This window comes from Lipingzhangella halophila, from assembly GCF_014203805.1.
In the GTDB taxonomy this organism is placed as follows: Bacteria; Actinomycetota; Actinomycetes; order Streptosporangiales; family Streptosporangiaceae; genus Lipingzhangella; species Lipingzhangella halophila.
This window is the reverse complement of record NZ_JACHJT010000001.1, coordinates 1,275,484-1,292,243: the sequence shown is the minus strand read 5'-3', so window position 1 is coordinate 1,292,243 and position 16,760 is coordinate 1,275,484. Positions and strand designations below refer to the sequence as shown.

The following is a 16,760-nucleotide window of genomic DNA, read 5'->3' as shown; positions in this document are numbered from 1 at the left end:
TCCTCACTTCTGGCCGTAGGCGTTCTGGTAGCGGTCGTAAAGCGCGTCGATGTGCTCCTGCGGCAGCCGCTCGACGGGACCCCGCTCGCACGCCAGGTGCACGGTGCGGGCGACGTCCTCGCACATCACGGCGGCTTTGACGGCAGCCTTCGGCGTGTCGCCAATGGTGAAGACGCCGTGGCTGCGCATCAGCACCGCCGGTGAACGGTGCCCGGTCAGCGTCGAGACGACGCCCTTGCCGATCTCGTCCCCGCCGATGAGGGCGAACGGGCCCACGGGGATGTCGGAGCCGAACTCGTCGGCCATCGCGGTCAGGGCGCACGGGATCGGTTCGTTGCGGGCCGCCCACGCGGTGGCGTACGGGCTGTGCGTGTGCACCACCCCGCCGACCTCGGGCATGGCCCGATAGACGTAGGCGTGCGCGCCGGTGTCGCTGGAGGGTGAGTGGCGCCCGTCGACGACGGTTCCGTCGAGGTCGCAGACGACCATGGACTCCGGTGTCAGGTCTTCGTAGGTGACACCGCTCGGTTTGATCACGATCAGGTCGGCATCGGGGACCCGGGCCGAGATGTTTCCACTGGTCCAGGTCACCAGGTTCCAGCGGAGCAGCTCGGTGTGCAGGGCGCAGACGTCTTCTCGGACGCGTTCGACGGCTTCGGAGGGGAGTGTCATGGTGTGCCTCAACTGGTGCGGTTCTCGTTGCGGATGCGGCGCAGGCGGTGCAGGGCCTCGGTGCCCCCGCGGCCGAAGTGGTCGTGCAGGTCGGCATAGATCGCGTAGAGGTCGTCGTAGCCGGCGGCCCGCACCGGGTCGGGCAGGACGGCATCGCGGGTGACGCTGCCCATGGCCTCGGAGGCGACGGGAACGTCGGGGTAGGCGCCGGCGGCGACGGCGGCGTGGATCGCCGCGCCCAGGGCCGGCCCCTGGTCGGAGTCGGCCACGTGCAACGGGCGGTTCAGCACGTCGGCGTAGATCCGCAGGACGAAGTCGTTGCGTTTCAGGCCGCCCGCGACGGTGAACCCGTCGACGGGCACGCCGGAGTCGCGGAACGCGTCGAGGATGGCCCGGGTTCCGAACGCGGTGGACTCGATGAGGGCGCGGTAGATCTCTTCGGGGCGGGTCGCCAGGGTCATGCCCGCGACCACGCCCGAGAGGCCGTGGTCGACCAGGACCGACCGGTTGCCGTTGTGCCAGTCGAGCGCCACCAGGCCGTGCGCGCCGACGGGCTGCTCCGCCGCCTTGCGGGAGAGCAGCTCGTGCACGGTGATCCCCAGTCCCGCGGCCTCGCTGGCGTACTCGGCAGAGGCGAAGCCGTCGGCGAACCAGGCGAAGATGTCCCCGACCCCGCTCTGCCCGGCCTCGAAACCCCATGACCCGGTCGCGATCCCGTCGCGCACCGCCCCGCACATTCCCGGGACCTCGGCGAACTCGGTGGCGTTGAGCACGTGGCAGGTGCTGGTGCCCATGATCGCGAGCATTTCGCCGGGCCGGACGGTCTGTGCGGCCGCCGCGGTGACGTGCGCGTCCACGTTGCCAACGGCGACCGCGATCCCTTCGGGCAGCCCGGTCACCGCCGCGGCGGCGCGGGTCAACCCGCCGGCGCGCTCGCCCAGCTGGGAGAGCGGGTGGGCGAGCTTATCCGCGACGAAGCCGGCGAACCGGGGGTCGAGCCCGGCCAGGTACTCGCGCGAGGGCCACGCGCCGTCCTGGTGGATCCCCTTGTAGCCGGCGACGCAGGCGCTGCGGTTCTCGCTGCCGCAGAGCTGCCAGATGATCCAGTCGGACGCCTCGATGAAACGCTCGGCGCGGTCGTAGACCTCCGGGTCCTCGCGCAGGACCTGCAGCGCTTTGGGGAACTCCCATTCGGCCGAGATCCTGCCGCCGTAGCGCGCCAGCCAGTGCTCGCCGCGTTCCTCGGCCAGGGCGTTGACGTCGTCGGCCTCGGGCTGGGCGGAGTGGTGCTTCCAGAGCTTGGGGTAGGCGTGCGGCCGGTCGGCGAACTCGGACAGCTCGCACAACGGGGTGCCGTCGGCGGTCGTGGGCAGGAACGTCGAGGCGGTGAAGTCGGTACCGATCCCGATGACGCGGTCCGCGGGTACCCCGCTCGCGGCGAGGGCCTTCGGGACGGCCTGGCGCAGGACGGCGCGGTAGTCGTCGGGGACCTGCAGTGCCGTGTCGGGCGCGAGGGCGACACCCGATTCCGGCAGCGCCTCGGTGACGGCGCCGTGCTCGAAGTCGTGGACGGCGCTGGCCAGCTCGGCGCCGTCGGCGACCCGGACTACTACGGCGCGTCCCGACAGGGTCCCGAAGTCGACGCCGATGACGACAGCCTCCGGATTGTTAGCGCTAACAATTGGGTTCATGGGTGGCTCCCGGGGGTGGTGGTGAGCTAACTGGCCGGCGGGTTCGCAGTGCTCTGGCGGGTGATCAGGCGGGCCGGCACGACATCGCGGATGGGTTGGGCACCCGGGCCGCCGGATGCCTCCAGCAGCGAGACGAGGAGCGCTATGCTGCGCTGCCCGACCTCGTTGAAGTCCTGGGCCACCGTCGTCAGTGGCGGCGCGAAGAACTCCGCCTCGGGAACGTCGTCGAACCCGACGACACTCACGTCGCCCGGCACCCGTACCCCCGCCTCACCGAGGGCGCGCAGCGCGCCGAGCGCCATTTGGTCGTTGGCCACGAAGATCGCGGTGGCCTCGTTTCCGTCGGCGAGCCGCCGGCCCAGCTCGTAGCCGGCCCGCGGGCGCCAGTCCCCCGACAGCGGTTCGTGCACCGGCGCTCCGGCCTCCTCCAGCGCAAGACGCCACCCGGCGACGCGCCCCTCGGCCTCCAGCCAGTCGCTCGGCCCAGTGATGTGGTGAACGGTGCGGTGGCCGAGGTCGAGCAGGTGGCGGGTCGCGAGGTAGGCCCCGCCGGGCTGGTCGACGCAGACCACCGGGAGATCCGGTGCCTCACCGCCCTCGACGGCGACCACCGGGCGGCCGTACGGCAGGTCCACCAGACCGTCGACCACCGTGCGCAGCGGGGCGACCACGATGTATCCCTCGACCGACTGCTGGGCCAGGTAGTCCATCGCCTCGCGCACCGCCTGCCGCGTGACCGTCTGCAGGGTGACAACACTGAGGAAGTACCCGGAGGCGCGGGCGGCGCGCTCGATCCCGCCCAGGGTGCTGGCCGGCCCGTACAGCGTCGGGTCGAACGCGACGACCCCGATAACACTGGTACGCCGGGTGACCAGGGCCCGCGCCGACGAGTTGCGGCGGTACCCCAGCTCGCCGATCGCCATCTCGACCCGCGTTCGCGTCTCGGCCTTGACGTTGGGATGCCCGTTGAGCACCCGCGAGACCGTCTGGTGCGAGACGCCCGCCAGCCGCGCGACATCCGCCATGACTGGGCTGCGCCCATTCGTCGCCGGCATGCGTCCCACATCCTTCGCAACGTCGGGGAAACGTCGACGTGACGTAGGCAACATTGTTAGCGCTAACAAAGCCAGCGTCAAGGGGTGGAGAAGGGGCGGGTGCGTCGGGCAGGTGGTGGAAGGTCCAACGGAGGCGGTTGAGGCTCCGGATTGACTGGGCGGACGACGATCGGGACGGTGAGCGTATGGCGGAGCGTCCAACGAAGGCGGCGAAGACGGTAGATGGCCCGGGTTGGTGGTTATCGGTGCTGGCCGCAAGTGGTTCCGCACGCGACGGGGGCGGCAACGGTAGGGGGTGGGCCAGCCCCTGGTGATCGGTACGGGTGCCCGGTGGTGGCGGCGTCCAACGGGGCAGCGACGGCGCCGGAGAAGTCGGGAGTGCTTCCTGGTGTCGCCCGGCGCGGGGCTCGGGATCTCCGCGGCCAGTTACGTCCGATTTTGGCGCTGATCTTGAGGATTGCGTTCCTTTACCGCGCGGTAAAGGAACGCAATCCTCAAGGTCAGCGCACAGTACTCCCATAATCCGGAAATAGCGGGCTCGCGCGGCATCGAATCTGACTGTGCGGACGTGTTCAGCGCCGAGAATGTCCCCACGGACACCCCCGCTGCGTCCCGCCACCGGTCTTCGCCGCCCCCGTTGGGTGCGTCACCATCGGGCACCAGCACCGATCACCGCGGGCTGGCCCATCCGCTGCCTTCGCTGCTCTCGTTGGGCGCGCCACCACCGGGCACCAGCACCGAACACCCCGGGGCCGGCCCACCCACTGCCCTCACCGCTCCCCGTCGCGCGCCTAACCATCCACGGCCAGCACCGGTGCCCGCAGCACCTGGTGGCCACCATCCCGGCACAACATGGCCATGTGGGCGAGACACTACCTCGGTCGCGGTCAGCCCCTACCCCACCAGCCGCGCGTGCCAGGTGGTCGCGGAGGTGTCGGTCAGCGCGGCGACCTGGTCGATCACCGCCCGCAGGGCGGCCTGGTCGCCGGTGGCGTGTTCGTAGTCGGCGCGGAAGGGTGGCTCCAGGGTCTGTGGCGCGCCCGACCGGACGGCCGCGACCAGTTCGGTGACCAGCGCGCGCTCCCGGGCCTGGTAGTCGCGCGCCTCCGCGCTGGTCATCACGTAGTGCGCGACGACCGCCTTGAGTAACGCGCATTCGAGCAGTTGGGCGCGCGGGACCACCAGGTTCGCGGCGTAGCGCGCGGCCCGCGCGGTGCCAGCGGCCTCGCGCGTGGCGTGTTCGGCCGCGCGGCAGAACCGGCCGATCAGCTCGCTGGTCAGGTTCTTCAGCGCCGCGAGCGAGCGCATCCCGCCGTCGAACTCGCGCGGCCAAAACGGCGCGTCCAGCAGCGCTGTGAACGCGTTCGCCAGTTCGTCGGGGTCGGCGTCGGTGTACTCGCGGGCGGCGAGCGCGCACACCTCCGCGCGACCGGCCCGACTGCGCAGCGCGTCGAGCCGGATCGTGCCCGCGTAGAGCCCGTCCTCCAGGTCGTGCACCGAGTAGGCGACATCGTCGGCCCAGTCCATGATCTGGCCCTCGACACAGGTCCGGTGCTCCTCGGCGCCGTCGCGGATCCAGTCGAAGACCTCGGTGTCGTCGGGATAGCAGTTGAACTTGCGGGTCGCGCCGGCATGCCCCCGCTGCCACGGGTACTTGAGCGTGGCGTCCAGGGTGGCCCGGGTGAGGTTGAGTCCCGCGCTTCGCCCGTCCGGGCCGAGCACTTTCGACTCCAGGCGGGTGAGCAGCCGCAGGCTCTGCGCGTTGCCCTCGAAGCCGCCGCACGGCGCCGCGGCGGTGTCGAGCGCCTTTTCACCGTTGTGGCCGAACGGCGGGTGCCCGAGGTCGTGGGCCAGACAGGCGGCCTCGACCAGATCGGGGTCGCTACCCAGGGCACCCCCCAGCTCCCGGCCGATCTGGGCGCACTCCAGGGTGTGGGTGAGCCGGGTGCGCGGGAAGTCGCTCGCTCCGGGCCGCACCACCTGGGTCTTGGCGGCCAGCCGGCGCAGGGCGAAGCTGTGCAGCACCCGGGCGCGGTCGCGCTCGAACGGACCGCGCTGCCGGCTCTTGGCCGGCTCGGGCGCCCAGCGCTCGCGGGCGTGGGGCCCGTAGCCGGGCGGTACTGACTCTCCGGATGAAGGCATGGTCGGCTACGAGCCTACGCGCGGGGGTCGGCGGGACGGCACAGCGCCATGGGCGTCGCGGTTCAGGCGGCGTGCACGACGATGTCGCTGCTGTCACCGAAAATCCAGTAGTACCAGAGCGACGCGGTCTCCCGGGTGATGTACCACAACTGGGTCTCGCGTTCCCGGACCGCGGGCCCCGAACGCGCCGGGGAGGTCTCGGCGTCGATTCCGAAGTCGCGGGCGATCTGCCGGGACCGCAGGCTGTGCCAGGGGTCCGAGACGATTACCGCGCTCTCCCAGCTCCGCTCGTTGAACACGCCCGCCACGGCCTCGATGCTGCGTAGCGTGTCACTGCCCTCGCCGATCGCGACGATCTGCTCGGTTGGCACACCCGTCTGGACGAGCCAGTCGCGGCCGGCGCCGCCCTCGGTGTAGTTGTCGCCGGGCTGGTTGCCGCCCACGGTGATGATCACGGGGGCCACCCCCTCCTGGTAGAGGTCGGCGGCGTGCTGCAGCCGGGCCTCGAAGATCGGGGACGGGTCACCGTTGTACTGGCTGGCCCCCAGCACGATGATGGCGTCGGAGCGCGGGCGTTCGTCCTGCCGCGCCGTGTTCCAGACCCACCCCCAGGTCGCGACTGGGGTCAGGGCCACGGCCAGCACGACCAGCACGACGATCCAGCGTTTGCGGAACCGCCTGCGCCGCGGGCGCGGCGGGGTGGCGGACCGGGGTGGCGCGGCGGGTGGCTCGTCACTGTCGTCGGCGGTCGCCTGGTAGTCCGCACGAGAGAACTGGCGGGTGCGGTCGGCGGACCCGGCATCGCTCGCGCCGTCGGCCCCGTTGGGGGTGTCGCCGGCGGACCGGGTGAACCGCTGGGTTCGCTGGAGGTCGGCGCTTTCGCGGGTGAGGGGGTGCGCGGTCTCCGCTGTAGTACCGGGCGCGTAGTCCTCAGGTAGACCTTCATCGCGGTTGTCCCCTCGGCCTTCCCCCGCTGTCCGCACCTCTCACCCCCTGCGCCAATAGTTGAATCCGACCGACGATAGCCGACCTCAAGGGACTGACGCCCCGGAATCGGGATGAGTTCCCTAGAGAGGTCGCCGGCGTACTTTCCGCGCGCACAGCGTACTGGACTACGCCCATCATGCACAGGTAACGCATGCATCACGAGAAAGACACGAAATTTTCGTGCGATGCTCCCAATGCAGCGCACAACCGTGGGGGCGGGCACCGGCGCACCGGTGCCCGCCCCGAGGAACGGCGAGTAGTTGCGGAATCACTCCTGGGCGGCGGCCCGCCCGGCCTCCAACCGGGCCACCGGGACCCGGAACGGCGAGCACGACACGTAGTCCAGCCCCGCGGAGTGGAAGAAGTGCACCGATGCCGGATCGCCGCCGTGCTCCCCGCAGATTCCCAGTTTGACGTCCGGGCGTGCGGCGCGCCCCTCCTCCACCGCGATCCGGACCAGCCGGCCGACGCCCTCGATGTCGAGAGTCTCGAACGGGGAGATACCGAAGACGCCCTTCTCAAGGTAGGCGGAGAAGAACGACGCCTCGACGTCGTCACGCGAGAAGCCCCACACGGTCTGGGTGAGATCGTTGGTGCCGAAGGAGAAGAACTCCGCGCTCTCCGCGATCTGCCCGGCGGTCAGGGCCGCGCGCGGCAGCTCGATCATCGTGCCGATCGGGAAGTCCAGCTCCACGCCGTACTCCTCGCCGACCTCGCGGAGCACCCGCATCGACTCCTCACGGATGATCTCCAGTTCCTGGACGGTCCCCACGAGCGGAATCATTATCTCCGGGCGCGGTGTGCCGCCCTGCTTCCTCCGCTCCGCCGCGGCCTGCGCGATCGCGCGTACCTGCATGGTGAACAGGCCGGGTACGACGAGCCCGAGGCGTACGCCGCGCAGCCCGAGCATCGGGTTCTGCTCGTGCAGCTTGTGCACGGCCTGCAGCAGCCGCAGGTCGTTCTCGTGCTTCTCTCCCCGGGCCTCGGCCACCGCCACGCGCACCGAGAGCTCGGTGACGTCGGGCAGGAACTCGTGCAACGGCGGATCGAGCAGCCGGACCGTCACCGGCAGGTCGTCCATCGAGTCGAAGATGCTCACGAAGTCGGCGCGCTGCAGCGGCAGCAGTGCCGCCAGGGCCTCCTCCTGCTCCTTGTCCGTGTCGGCGAGGATGAGCTGCTCGACCAGTTGGCGGCGGTCGCCCAGGAACATGTGCTCGGTACGGCACAACCCGACGCCCTGCGCGCCCATGCGGCGGGCCCGGGCGGCGTCCTCGGCGGTGTCGGCGTTGGCCCGGACGTCGAGCCGGCGCGCGGCGTCAACGAAGCGCATGATGCGGTGCACCGCGCGAACCAGGTCGTCGGCCTCGCTGGACGCCGGGTCGGTCACGCCCTCGAAGTAGCGGACCACCGGTGACGCGACCACCGGGACCTCGCCGAGGTAGACCTCACCGCTGGTGCCGTCGATGGAGACCACGTCCCCCTCGTTGACCACGTCGCCGCCCGGCGCGGCCATGCGGCGGTTCTTGGTGTCGATGTCGAGTTCCTCGGCGCCGCAGACACAGGTCTTGCCCATCCCCCGCGCGACTACGGCGGCGTGCGAGGTCTTGCCGCCCCGGCTGGTCAGGATGCCCTGGGCGGAGAGCATCCCCTCAAGGTCGTCGGGGTTGGTCTCGCGGCGGCACAGGATGACACTCTCCCCGCTCCGGGACCACTTGATGGCGGTGTAGGAGTCGAAGACCGCCCGGCCCACGGCCGCGCCCGGCGAGGCGTTCATCCCGCGGCCGATGCGATGGCGTTCGGCGGTCTCGTCGAAACGCGGGAACATGAGCTGGGCGAGCTGGTCGCCGGTGACCCGGGTGACCGCCTCGCTCAGCGTGATCATGCCCTGGTCCACGAGCTGGTCGGCGATCCGGAACGCCGCGGCGGCCGTGCGCTTGCCGACACGGGTCTGCAGCATCCACAGCTTGCCGCGCTCGACGGTGAACTCGATGTCACACAGGTCGCGGTAGTGGTTCTCCAGCTTCTCCATGATCGACATGAGCTCGTCGTAGCTGCCCTTGTCGATCCGCTCCAGGTCGCCCAGCGGCACCGTGTTGCGGACTCCCGCGACGACGTCCTCCCCCTGCGCGTTCTGCAGGTAGTCCCCGTAGACGCCCTGCTGCCCGGACGCGGGATCCCGGGTGAAGGCGACACCGGTGCCGGAGTCCATGCCCATGTTGCCGAACACCATCGAGCAGACATTGACCGCAGTGCCGGCCGTGGCCGGAATGCGCTCCTGGCGGCGGTAGAGAGCGGCGCGCGGGGCGTTCCACGACTCGAAGACGGCCCTGATCGCCAGGTCCATCTGCTCGCGCGGGTCGCCGGGGAAGCCGCGCCCGGTCTGCTCGGCCACGATGTCCTTGAAGCCCTGCACGAGCCGCTCGAAGTCGGCCGCGTCAAGGTCGAGGTCGTTCGTGATCCCCTTGGCCCGCTTGGCCTCCTCGATGGCGTCCTCGAAGAGGTCGCCATCGATGTCCAGCACCGTCTTACCGAACATCTGGATCAGGCGGCGGTAGGAGTCCCACGCGAAGCGCTCGTCTCCGGCCTGTGCCGCAAGCCCGTGCACCGAGTCATCGTTGAGTCCGATGTTGAGGACGGTCTCCATCATGCCGGGCATGGAGTAGCGCGCGCCGGAGCGCACGCTGACGAGCAGCGGATCGTTGGCGTCGCCGAGCTTCTTGTCCATGCGCGCCTCCAGGGCACGCAGTTTCTCCTCGATCTCGGTGTCCAGCCCGTCGGGCGTCTGACCGTGGTCCAGGTAGTGCCGGCAGGCGTCGGTGGTGATGGTGAACCCTGGCGGAACCGGGAGCCCCAGGTTGGTCATCTCCGCGAGGTTGGCTCCCTTACCACCGAGAAGATCCTTGAGATCCTTGTTGCCCTCGGCGAACTCGTACACGTACTTGGGCACCGGGCTCTCCTTTTCACGGCCGCTCGACCTCGAATGTGCGCGACTCTATCCAGCCTGCCCCGATCGAGCTCGTCACTACGCCGCTATATCGATGTTTTCGCAGGTTATTGGATAGATAGAGGCATAGACCAATGGTTCAGCCAACCGCGTCGGAGAGGTGGGTCACACGCGGCATCGGATCCCGGAAAGGGGGACAACAGGGCAGTTCAGCGGCGTTTGGCCGGATCACGCCGCATGTGGGCACACTCGTGGTCCACTGCACCCGGGCCGCGGTGTCATGCTGTGCGTAGAACCACAGAACTACCACCCAGTAACCTACGCATCCGTAGGTATTCTGGGGTACGTACCGACCCGACGCGACCAACAGCCATCCGAGCGCCGCTGTGACGGAGGAGCGCCCGTGCCCGCAGAGCGGTACGACGACACGCAACACGACAGTGGAACGCAGTCTGCGACCGAGCACACGGCAACCTTCGCGGAACGCGCCCACGACAGCGGCGCCCGAGCCCTGGCCGGCGAGTCCCTTGACCGCGCCGCCGACCTGCTGCAGGCGGTCAAGCCCCGGCTACGCGGCTGGCTGCACCTGGGCACCGCCCCCCTGGCGCTCGCGGCGGGGATCGTCCTCGTCAGCCTCGCACCCACCGGGTTCGCCCGGCTCGCCAGCGCGATCTACGCGGTCAGCGCCGTCCTGCTGTTCAGCACGTCGGCGATCTACCACGTGGGCCGATGGTCCCAGCGCGGCATGGCGATCCTGCGCCGGCTCGACCACGCGAACATCTACCTGATCATCGCCGGCACGTACACGCCATTCGTGCTGCTCGTACTGGACGGCACCGCCCGTGTCGCGATGATCTCGACTATCTGGAGCGCGGCGATCGCCGGCGTGCTGTTCAAGATGTTCTGGCTCAACGCGCCCCGCTGGCTGTCGACCGCGCTCTACCTGGCCCTCGGGTGGGTGGCGGTGCTGTTCGTCCCGGACATGGTGGCCGGAACCGCCCCGGCCACCTGGATCCTGCTGCTGGTGGGCGGTGTCCTCTACAGCGTCGGCGCGGTCGTCTACGGCACCAGGTGGCCCGACCCCGCGCCGCGCTGGTTCGGCTTCCACGAGATCTTCCACACGCTGACCATCGGGGCCTACGTGTGCCACTACATCGCCGTGTCCTTCATCGTCTACACGGCGGCATGACCCGGCGCGCGCGGTAATCGCACGTCCTCGCGACGCCCCAGGCAAGACTCTGGCACCGCGTAACCGCTTCCGCGGACGCCAATCACGATTCGCTTACAGGGCCGGACGATAGGGACGAAACCACTGCCCCTTCCGGAACTCCCCAGATAGTTTGTTAACCGGTTCTTCCGGGCGTTCCGGAGGAGTTCGGTGAGGCGGCCGGAAACCAAATCCCCCCGGGTCCGGCCGCCTCTTCCGTGCGCGCCAAGACGCGCACCCACCCGGGCGCTCAGCAGCCGGGAAGCCGCTCCAGCAGGTACATCTCCACCCGGTCGAGCCCGACGCGCTCCTGCGACATACTGTCGCGCTCGCGCACCGTAACGGCGTTGTCGTCCAGGGTGTCGAAGTCGATCGTGACACAGAACGGCGTACCGATCTCGTCCTGACGACGATAGCGCCGGCCGATGGCACCGGCGTCGTCGAACTCGACGTTCCACCGGCGGCGCAACGCGGCGGCGAGATCGCGGGCCTTCGGCGAGAGGTCGGTGTTCCGCGACAGCGGAAGCACCGCCACCTTCACCGGCGACAGCCGCGGGTCGAGCCGCATCACGGCGCGCTTCTCCATCTTGCCCTTGGCGTTGGGCGCCTCGTCCTCGCTGTAGGCGTCGAGCATGAACGTCAGCAACGCGCGGTCGACACCGGCCGCGGGCTCGATGACGTAGGGAATGTAGCGCTCGTCGTTCTCCTGGTCGAAGTACGAGAGGTCGGTCCCCGACGCCTCGGCGTGCGTCTTGAGGTCGAAGTCGGTGCGGTTGGCGATCCCCTCAAGCTCGCCCCATTCGGTTCCGGTGAAGTTGAACCGGTACTCGATGTCGACGGTGCGCTTCGCGTAGTGCGCGAGCTTGTCCTGCGGGTGCTCGTAGAGCCGCAGGTTGTCCTTGGAGATGCCCAGGTCGACGTACCACTGCAACCGGGTGTCGATCCAGTGCTGGTGCCACTCCTCGTCCTCGCCCGGCCGGACGAAGAACTCCATCTCCATCTGCTCGAACTCGCGGGTGCGGAAAATGAAGTTGCCGGGTGTGATCTCGTTCCGGAACGACTTGCCGATCTGCCCGATGCCGAACGGGATCTTGCGGCGCGCGCTCTGCTGCACGTTCAGGTAGTTGACGAAGATGCCCTGCGCGGTCTCGGGCCGCAGGTACGCCAGCCCGGACTCGTCTTCCTGTACCGCGCCGAGGTAAGTGTGCAGCAACCCGCTGAACATGCGCGGCTCGGTGAACGAGGACTTCGCGCCGCAGTTCGGGCACGCGAGGTCGGCCACGCCGCCCGCCGGCTGGCGACCGTGCTTGGCCTCGTACGCCTCGATCAGGTGGTCGGAGCGGAACCGCTTGTGGCAGGACTGGCACTCGGTGAGCGGGTCAACGAATGCCTTGACGTGCCCAGACGCCTCCCACACCTCACGGGCCAGGATCACGCTGGAGTCCAAGCCCACGATGTCGTCGCGTTCCTGGACAATGGCGCGCCACCAATGCCGCTTGATGTTGCTCTTCAGCTCCACGCCCAACGGGCCGTAGTCCCAAGAGGCGCGCAGTCCCCCGTAGATCTCGCTCGACGGGTAGACCAGACCTCGACGCTTGGCGAGGTTGACCAGGGTGTCCATAGCCTCCGACTTGACGGCCATTGTCTTTCGACTCTCCATCCGGCTGGCGGTCGGCGGATCGCGCAATCGCGATGCCCGGAAAAACGCTGGGGTTGTCCCACAGCCTAGGCGACCCGGAGGCCACCGCGCGCACCATTGACGATACGCGCCGAACCTCACGGGCTCGACCGGGTTTCCGGTGGTCACCCGGGTTCGTGTCCCGAGACCACCTCGAATGCGGTCGGCTCGTCATGGGCGAGCGAGAGCAGCGGCACGGCGGCCATACGGACCTCGAAGTCTGAGAGCGCACGGCGGTAGTAGCCCGGCCCGTCCCACTCGGTGACCACGGTCCACAGTGTTGGGTCGTCGGCGGCCCGTCCGATCCAGGAGTCGCGGAACCCCGGACGGCTCCCGAGCGCCTCGACGGCCCCCGCCGCGCGCGCCACGAAGTCGTCGGCGTCCTCCAGGGACACGGTGAAGCGGGCGATAACGATCACCAGCCAATCCTCTCACCGCTGCACCAGCGCCCGCAGCCGAGGCGCCGGCCCGGACGGCACCCCGAGCAGCAGGTCACCGCTCGCCGAAGACCCGGTCCACCACCCGGGCGGCCGCGTTGCCGTCGTCCAGCGGGCAGAACTGTTCGGTGAACGCCCGGTACTTCTCCCGGTAGGACTCGGCAACGCCGTCGATGTCGACGATCGAGCTGATCACGTCGTCGGAACCCAGCAGCAGCGGGCCGGGGGCCGTCTCCTCGAAGTCGAAGTAGAACCCGCGCAGGTTGTCGCGGTAGCTCTCGATGTCGTAGGTGAAGAACAGCATCGGCCGGCCGGTGTTGGCGAAGTCGAACATCATCGACGAGTAGTCGGTGACCAGGATGTCGGTGACCAGGAAGAGTTCCATGATCTCCGGGTACAGCGACACGTCGTAGACGAAGTTCGTACCCACGTTGGGAACGCTGTCGACCACCCGGGGGTGCCGCCGCACCAGCAGCACGTGGTCGTCGCCCAGCTTTTCGTACATCCGGCGCAGGTCGAGGTGCAGGTCGAGCTTGTGCTTGCCGCGCGTGTAGTACTTGTCGTCGCGCCAGGTGGGCGCGTAGAGAATGACCTTCTTGTCGTCGGGCAGCCCCAAGCGCCGCCGGGTACGGGCGGCGATCGCGTCGCGGTCGGCAGAGAAGAAGATGTCGTTGCGCGGGTACCCGGTCTCCAGAATCTCGCCGTCGAACCGGAACGCGCGCCGCAGGATCGGGGTCGCCCACGGGCTGGGCGAGACGAGATAGTCCCACTGCTGGGTCTCCCACGCGAGCTTCTCGTGGTAGTCCCGGGACTTGCCCCGGATGTTCTCGATGTCGAAGCCGATGCGCTTGAGCATCGAGCCGTGCCAGGTCTGGACCACGGTCTGGCCGGGCCGCCGGGTGAACCACGCGGGCTGGCGGGAGTTGGTGACCAGGTACCGGCACCGGGCCAGGGACTCGTAGAAGTCGGTGCCGTAGTGCCGGACCTGCGTGAGGTCCGGCGGCAGGTTCACCTGCCCGTCCGCGACGAGCCAGGACATCGGGTAGTCGGCCCACTCGCCGCCGCGCGAGCGCAGCTCGGCGTAGACGCTGTGCGGGCTGTCGGAGAACTGCCGCCCGGTGAAGCTGTCGAAGAGGATCTCCTCGCGCACACTCTCCGCACGCATCTCCGGGTAGCCGACCTCGCGCAACTGCCGCTGCGCGAACCTTCCCCGCTCCTCGGGCCGCAGGTCGGTGCCGACCTTGAGCACCGGCGTGTCGAACCCGGAGTCGGCGAACGTGAACTCGCGCCGCGGAGTGCTCATCTCCAGAGGCAGGGTGCGCACGAAGTCGGCGTCGAGCTCGGCACCGATATCGCTGCTGTCCCCGTCGGGCAGGTGCACGCGCGCCCAGAGCTGGTAGGTGCCCGCCGACAGTGGGACGGTGCCCGCCAGGGTCTCGATCTCGGCGGGGGCGAAGCGCGCCCGGAACCCGGTGCCTTCGCGCTCCACCGCCAGGCGGTGCTCCTCCTCGCGGCCGCGTGCCTTGAACAGCAGCTCGATCTCGGAGTTGGCAGCGTAGTACCCGCTCAGCACCAGCTCGCGTCCCGACCATTCGGCGGCGCGGACGACGGGGCGCCCCCAGCCCGCGCGCACCCGCAGGTGCCCGGTGCTGGTGCGCTGGACGGCGACCTCGTGGTGGCCATCGCCTGCGGGGTAGGCCGCGAGGTCCGCCTCATCGGGCAGGACCAGCGGGACAGAGGTGCCGTCGGCAGTGCACAGACTGGCCTCCCACTGTTCCTGGCGCAACTGGCCGCGCCCCTCGTCGACCACGTTGGTGAGTAGCTCCTGGAGTGAGACCCGGGCGGTGAAACGGCCGCCCTCGACCCGCAACGGGTATTCGAGCTCGGCCGTTCCGGGCATCCGGCGCAGCCGCAGCAGGTGGGACTCGGCCGCCGGAGGAGACACGAACTCCCCCGTGATCTCCAGCTCGGGGTTCCCGGAGCGGTCGATCCGGTGGTGGGTCACCCGCGCACGCTCCGGATCGACCGCGATGGTGAGCTCGCGGTGCGCGTTCCACGTTGGCCTGATCCAGACATCACCAGATACCCGGTGGTAGGGCGGGCGCTCCGGCGATCCGGCGACCGGGTTGCAGATCATCCGGCGGCGCATCAGGCCGCGGTTGATCACGACGAGCTCCAGCCGCCACTCGGCGACCCGCCACTGTCCGGAGACCCGCAGCCGGGACGGGTCGAGGACGATCTCGAACCCGCCGTAGTCATGCCGGGCGGCGTCAGCGACGTCCGGCAGCCGGTACTCGGCCGCGCGCCGCACCTTGACGGGCACGGGAATGCGCCGGCCCGTGCCGGTGTGCACGGCGAACGCCACGAGATGCTGATGCCAGCGCCGGCGCGCCCGCAGGTGCGTGATGCCCACACGCCCCCGGACGACCAGCTTGCCGTCGCGCCACTCGACACCCTCGGTCTTCTGCCGCACCTTGAGCTCGGAGTCGAGCCGGTAGATCTCGCGAGGCACCCCGGCCGAGGCGTCCTCGAAGAACGGGTAGTGGATGTAGTAGCGCAGTCCGCGCCGCACCACCTGCGCCTTCCTCAGCTCCACGCTCTTCTGGAACGTGATGGTCTCCAGCAGCCGCTCACCGTCGCGCCTGCGCACCAGGTAGTAGTTGAGCCGGTGCAGTGCGGAGAGCCCGACGAGCACACTCTTGCCCACACCGTCGAGGTAGGTGTTGGCGAGCTCGAAGAACCGTTCCCACGCGGCGTCGGACGCGTCGTCCAGCCGGAGCAGCACCGAGCGCACGTCGCTTCGGAGCGTGCCGGAGTCCCACAGGTCACGGTCGGCGCCGCGGAGCGCACCGGAGAGTGTGGTGATGGCGGTAAGGCGGCGCGTCATCGACGTGATCTCGCTCAGGTCCGTCCCGGTATCCCGGTCGCGGCGCAGCAGGACCGGTGCCTGGAGGACATCGACGGAGCGCGCCGCGAACAACGCAGCCACCACGGCCAGGTCGGTGTCGGGGTCGGTGAACCCGAGGTCGTCCAGCTCTTCCCAGAAGGAACGCCGCCACATCTTGTTGCCAAAGAGCCGGTCGCCGAGGAGCGAGGGAGTGGTGCGCGCGTCGGTCGCGGTGCGCGCGGTGGCGAAGATCCTGCGGTGCGACCGCGACTGCCGGGCGCCCAGCTCGTTGAACCGGTAGACGTTGCCGGCAGCCAGGTCGGCGCCGCTGGCGTCGAGGGACGCCGCGAGGTAGCCAAGGGCGTAGCCGGTGAGCGTGTCGGCCCCGTTGAGGAACACCACGTAGGAACCACTCGACGCCCGGGTCCCGACCGCGCGGGCCGCCGTGTGGCTGGCGGTGGGCTCGTCGAGCAGGATCAGCCCGGCGTCCAAGCCGGCAGCGGCCTCGCGGGCCGTGGCCAGTCCTTCGGAGCGCGCCGTTTCGGTGGACTCGCCGCCCTCGTCGTCGGTGGCGGCGTTCTGCGGGTCCTCCTCCGCGGCGAAGCCGGAGTCACCGTTCTCGGTGCCCTCGTAGCTCTCTCCGTTGTCGCAGTTCTCCGCGTTCGCACCGTTCTCGGTGTCAGGCACTCTGGCGCCGAAGGGGGTATCCCCGGATGACCGCTCGCTGCCGCTCGGCGTCTGGACGGGAACAAGAACGATCTCGGTGTCCTCGCCCCCACCCTGCCTGTACAGAGAGTCAAGGCACTGCTGCAGATGGGGCTCGGTGACGTCGAAAGTGACGATGACGCTGAGCTTCGGCACGGAAAAACTACTCTCCCCGGTATCTACTGTGGAGCGGGACACAGAGGGCCGGAACGGGGCCAGGAGCGCTACTCCCGGCGACTATCCACCCGTCGCTACTCTAAGTTACTAAAAATGAGCGCGAGGCCAGCCTACGCGGAACGGCGCGTTGCGGCCCGCGGCCAGCCGCTCCTACAAAATATCGGCATCGCCGGAGTAC

At 69.4% G+C, this 16,760-nt stretch carries 10 protein-coding genes; 1 reads left to right on the top strand and 9 read right to left on the bottom strand.

All coding sequences use genetic code 11. From position 1 onward, the window contains the following. Positions 1-3 precede the first annotated feature (3 nt). The 6 genes from F4561_RS05770 to ppdK form a co-directional block, all read right to left on the bottom strand. Positions 4-672, bottom strand: coding sequence for an L-ribulose-5-phosphate 4-epimerase (locus F4561_RS05770; protein ID WP_184575492.1), 669 nt, complete (start codon positions 670-672; stop codon positions 4-6). 8 nt (positions 673-680) lie between these two features. After that, positions 681-2,363, bottom strand: a complete 1,683-nt coding sequence (gene araB, locus F4561_RS05765; RefSeq protein ID WP_184575490.1) for a ribulokinase — start codon at positions 2,361-2,363, stop codon at positions 681-683. A gap of 26 nt (positions 2,364-2,389) precedes the next feature. Continuing rightward, positions 2,390-3,418: a LacI family DNA-binding transcriptional regulator gene (locus tag F4561_RS05760; protein WP_184575487.1), complete on the bottom strand. Its 1,029-nt coding sequence runs from the start codon at positions 3,416-3,418 to the stop codon at positions 2,390-2,392. 894 nt (positions 3,419-4,312) lie between these two features. Further along, positions 4,313-5,560 (bottom strand): deoxyguanosinetriphosphate triphosphohydrolase, encoded by a 1,248-nt coding sequence (locus tag F4561_RS05755; RefSeq protein ID WP_184575485.1) that lies wholly within the window; start codon positions 5,558-5,560, stop codon positions 4,313-4,315. Between the two features lie 62 nt (positions 5,561-5,622). Next, positions 5,623-6,543, bottom strand: coding sequence for a YdcF family protein (locus F4561_RS33585; protein WP_184575483.1), 921 nt, complete (start codon positions 6,541-6,543; stop codon positions 5,623-5,625). 272 nt (positions 6,544-6,815) lie between these two features. Next, complete coding sequence (gene ppdK / locus F4561_RS05745) at positions 6,816-9,494, bottom strand: pyruvate, phosphate dikinase (protein WP_184575481.1); 2,679 nt, start codon at positions 9,492-9,494, stop codon at positions 6,816-6,818. Positions 9,495-9,894: 400 nt separating this feature from the next. Between ppdK and trhA the strand changes: the two genes are divergently transcribed. After that, positions 9,895-10,680 carry a PAQR family membrane homeostasis protein TrhA gene (trhA, locus tag F4561_RS05740; RefSeq protein WP_376773642.1) on the top strand — a complete coding sequence of 262 codons (786 nt, stop codon included), beginning with the start codon at positions 9,895-9,897 and terminating at the stop codon, positions 10,678-10,680. A 268-nt stretch (positions 10,681-10,948) separates the two neighbouring features. Here the strand turns inward: trhA and F4561_RS05735 are convergent, their stop codons facing one another. The 3 genes from F4561_RS05735 to F4561_RS05725 form a co-directional block, all read right to left on the bottom strand. Further along, complete coding sequence (locus F4561_RS05735; protein WP_184575477.1) at positions 10,949-12,340, bottom strand: glycine--tRNA ligase; 1,392 nt, start codon at positions 12,338-12,340, stop codon at positions 10,949-10,951. Positions 12,341-12,501: 161 nt separating this feature from the next. Beyond that, the gene (locus F4561_RS05730; RefSeq protein ID WP_184575475.1) at positions 12,502-12,795 is read right to left on the bottom strand and encodes an antibiotic biosynthesis monooxygenase family protein; all 294 of its coding nucleotides are present in this window, start codon (positions 12,793-12,795) and stop codon (positions 12,502-12,504) included. Between the two features lie 73 nt (positions 12,796-12,868). Beyond that, positions 12,869-16,561, bottom strand: a complete 3,693-nt coding sequence (locus F4561_RS05725) for a bifunctional glycosyltransferase/CDP-glycerol:glycerophosphate glycerophosphotransferase (protein WP_184575473.1) — start codon at positions 16,559-16,561, stop codon at positions 12,869-12,871. Positions 16,562-16,760: the final 199 nt, after the last annotated feature.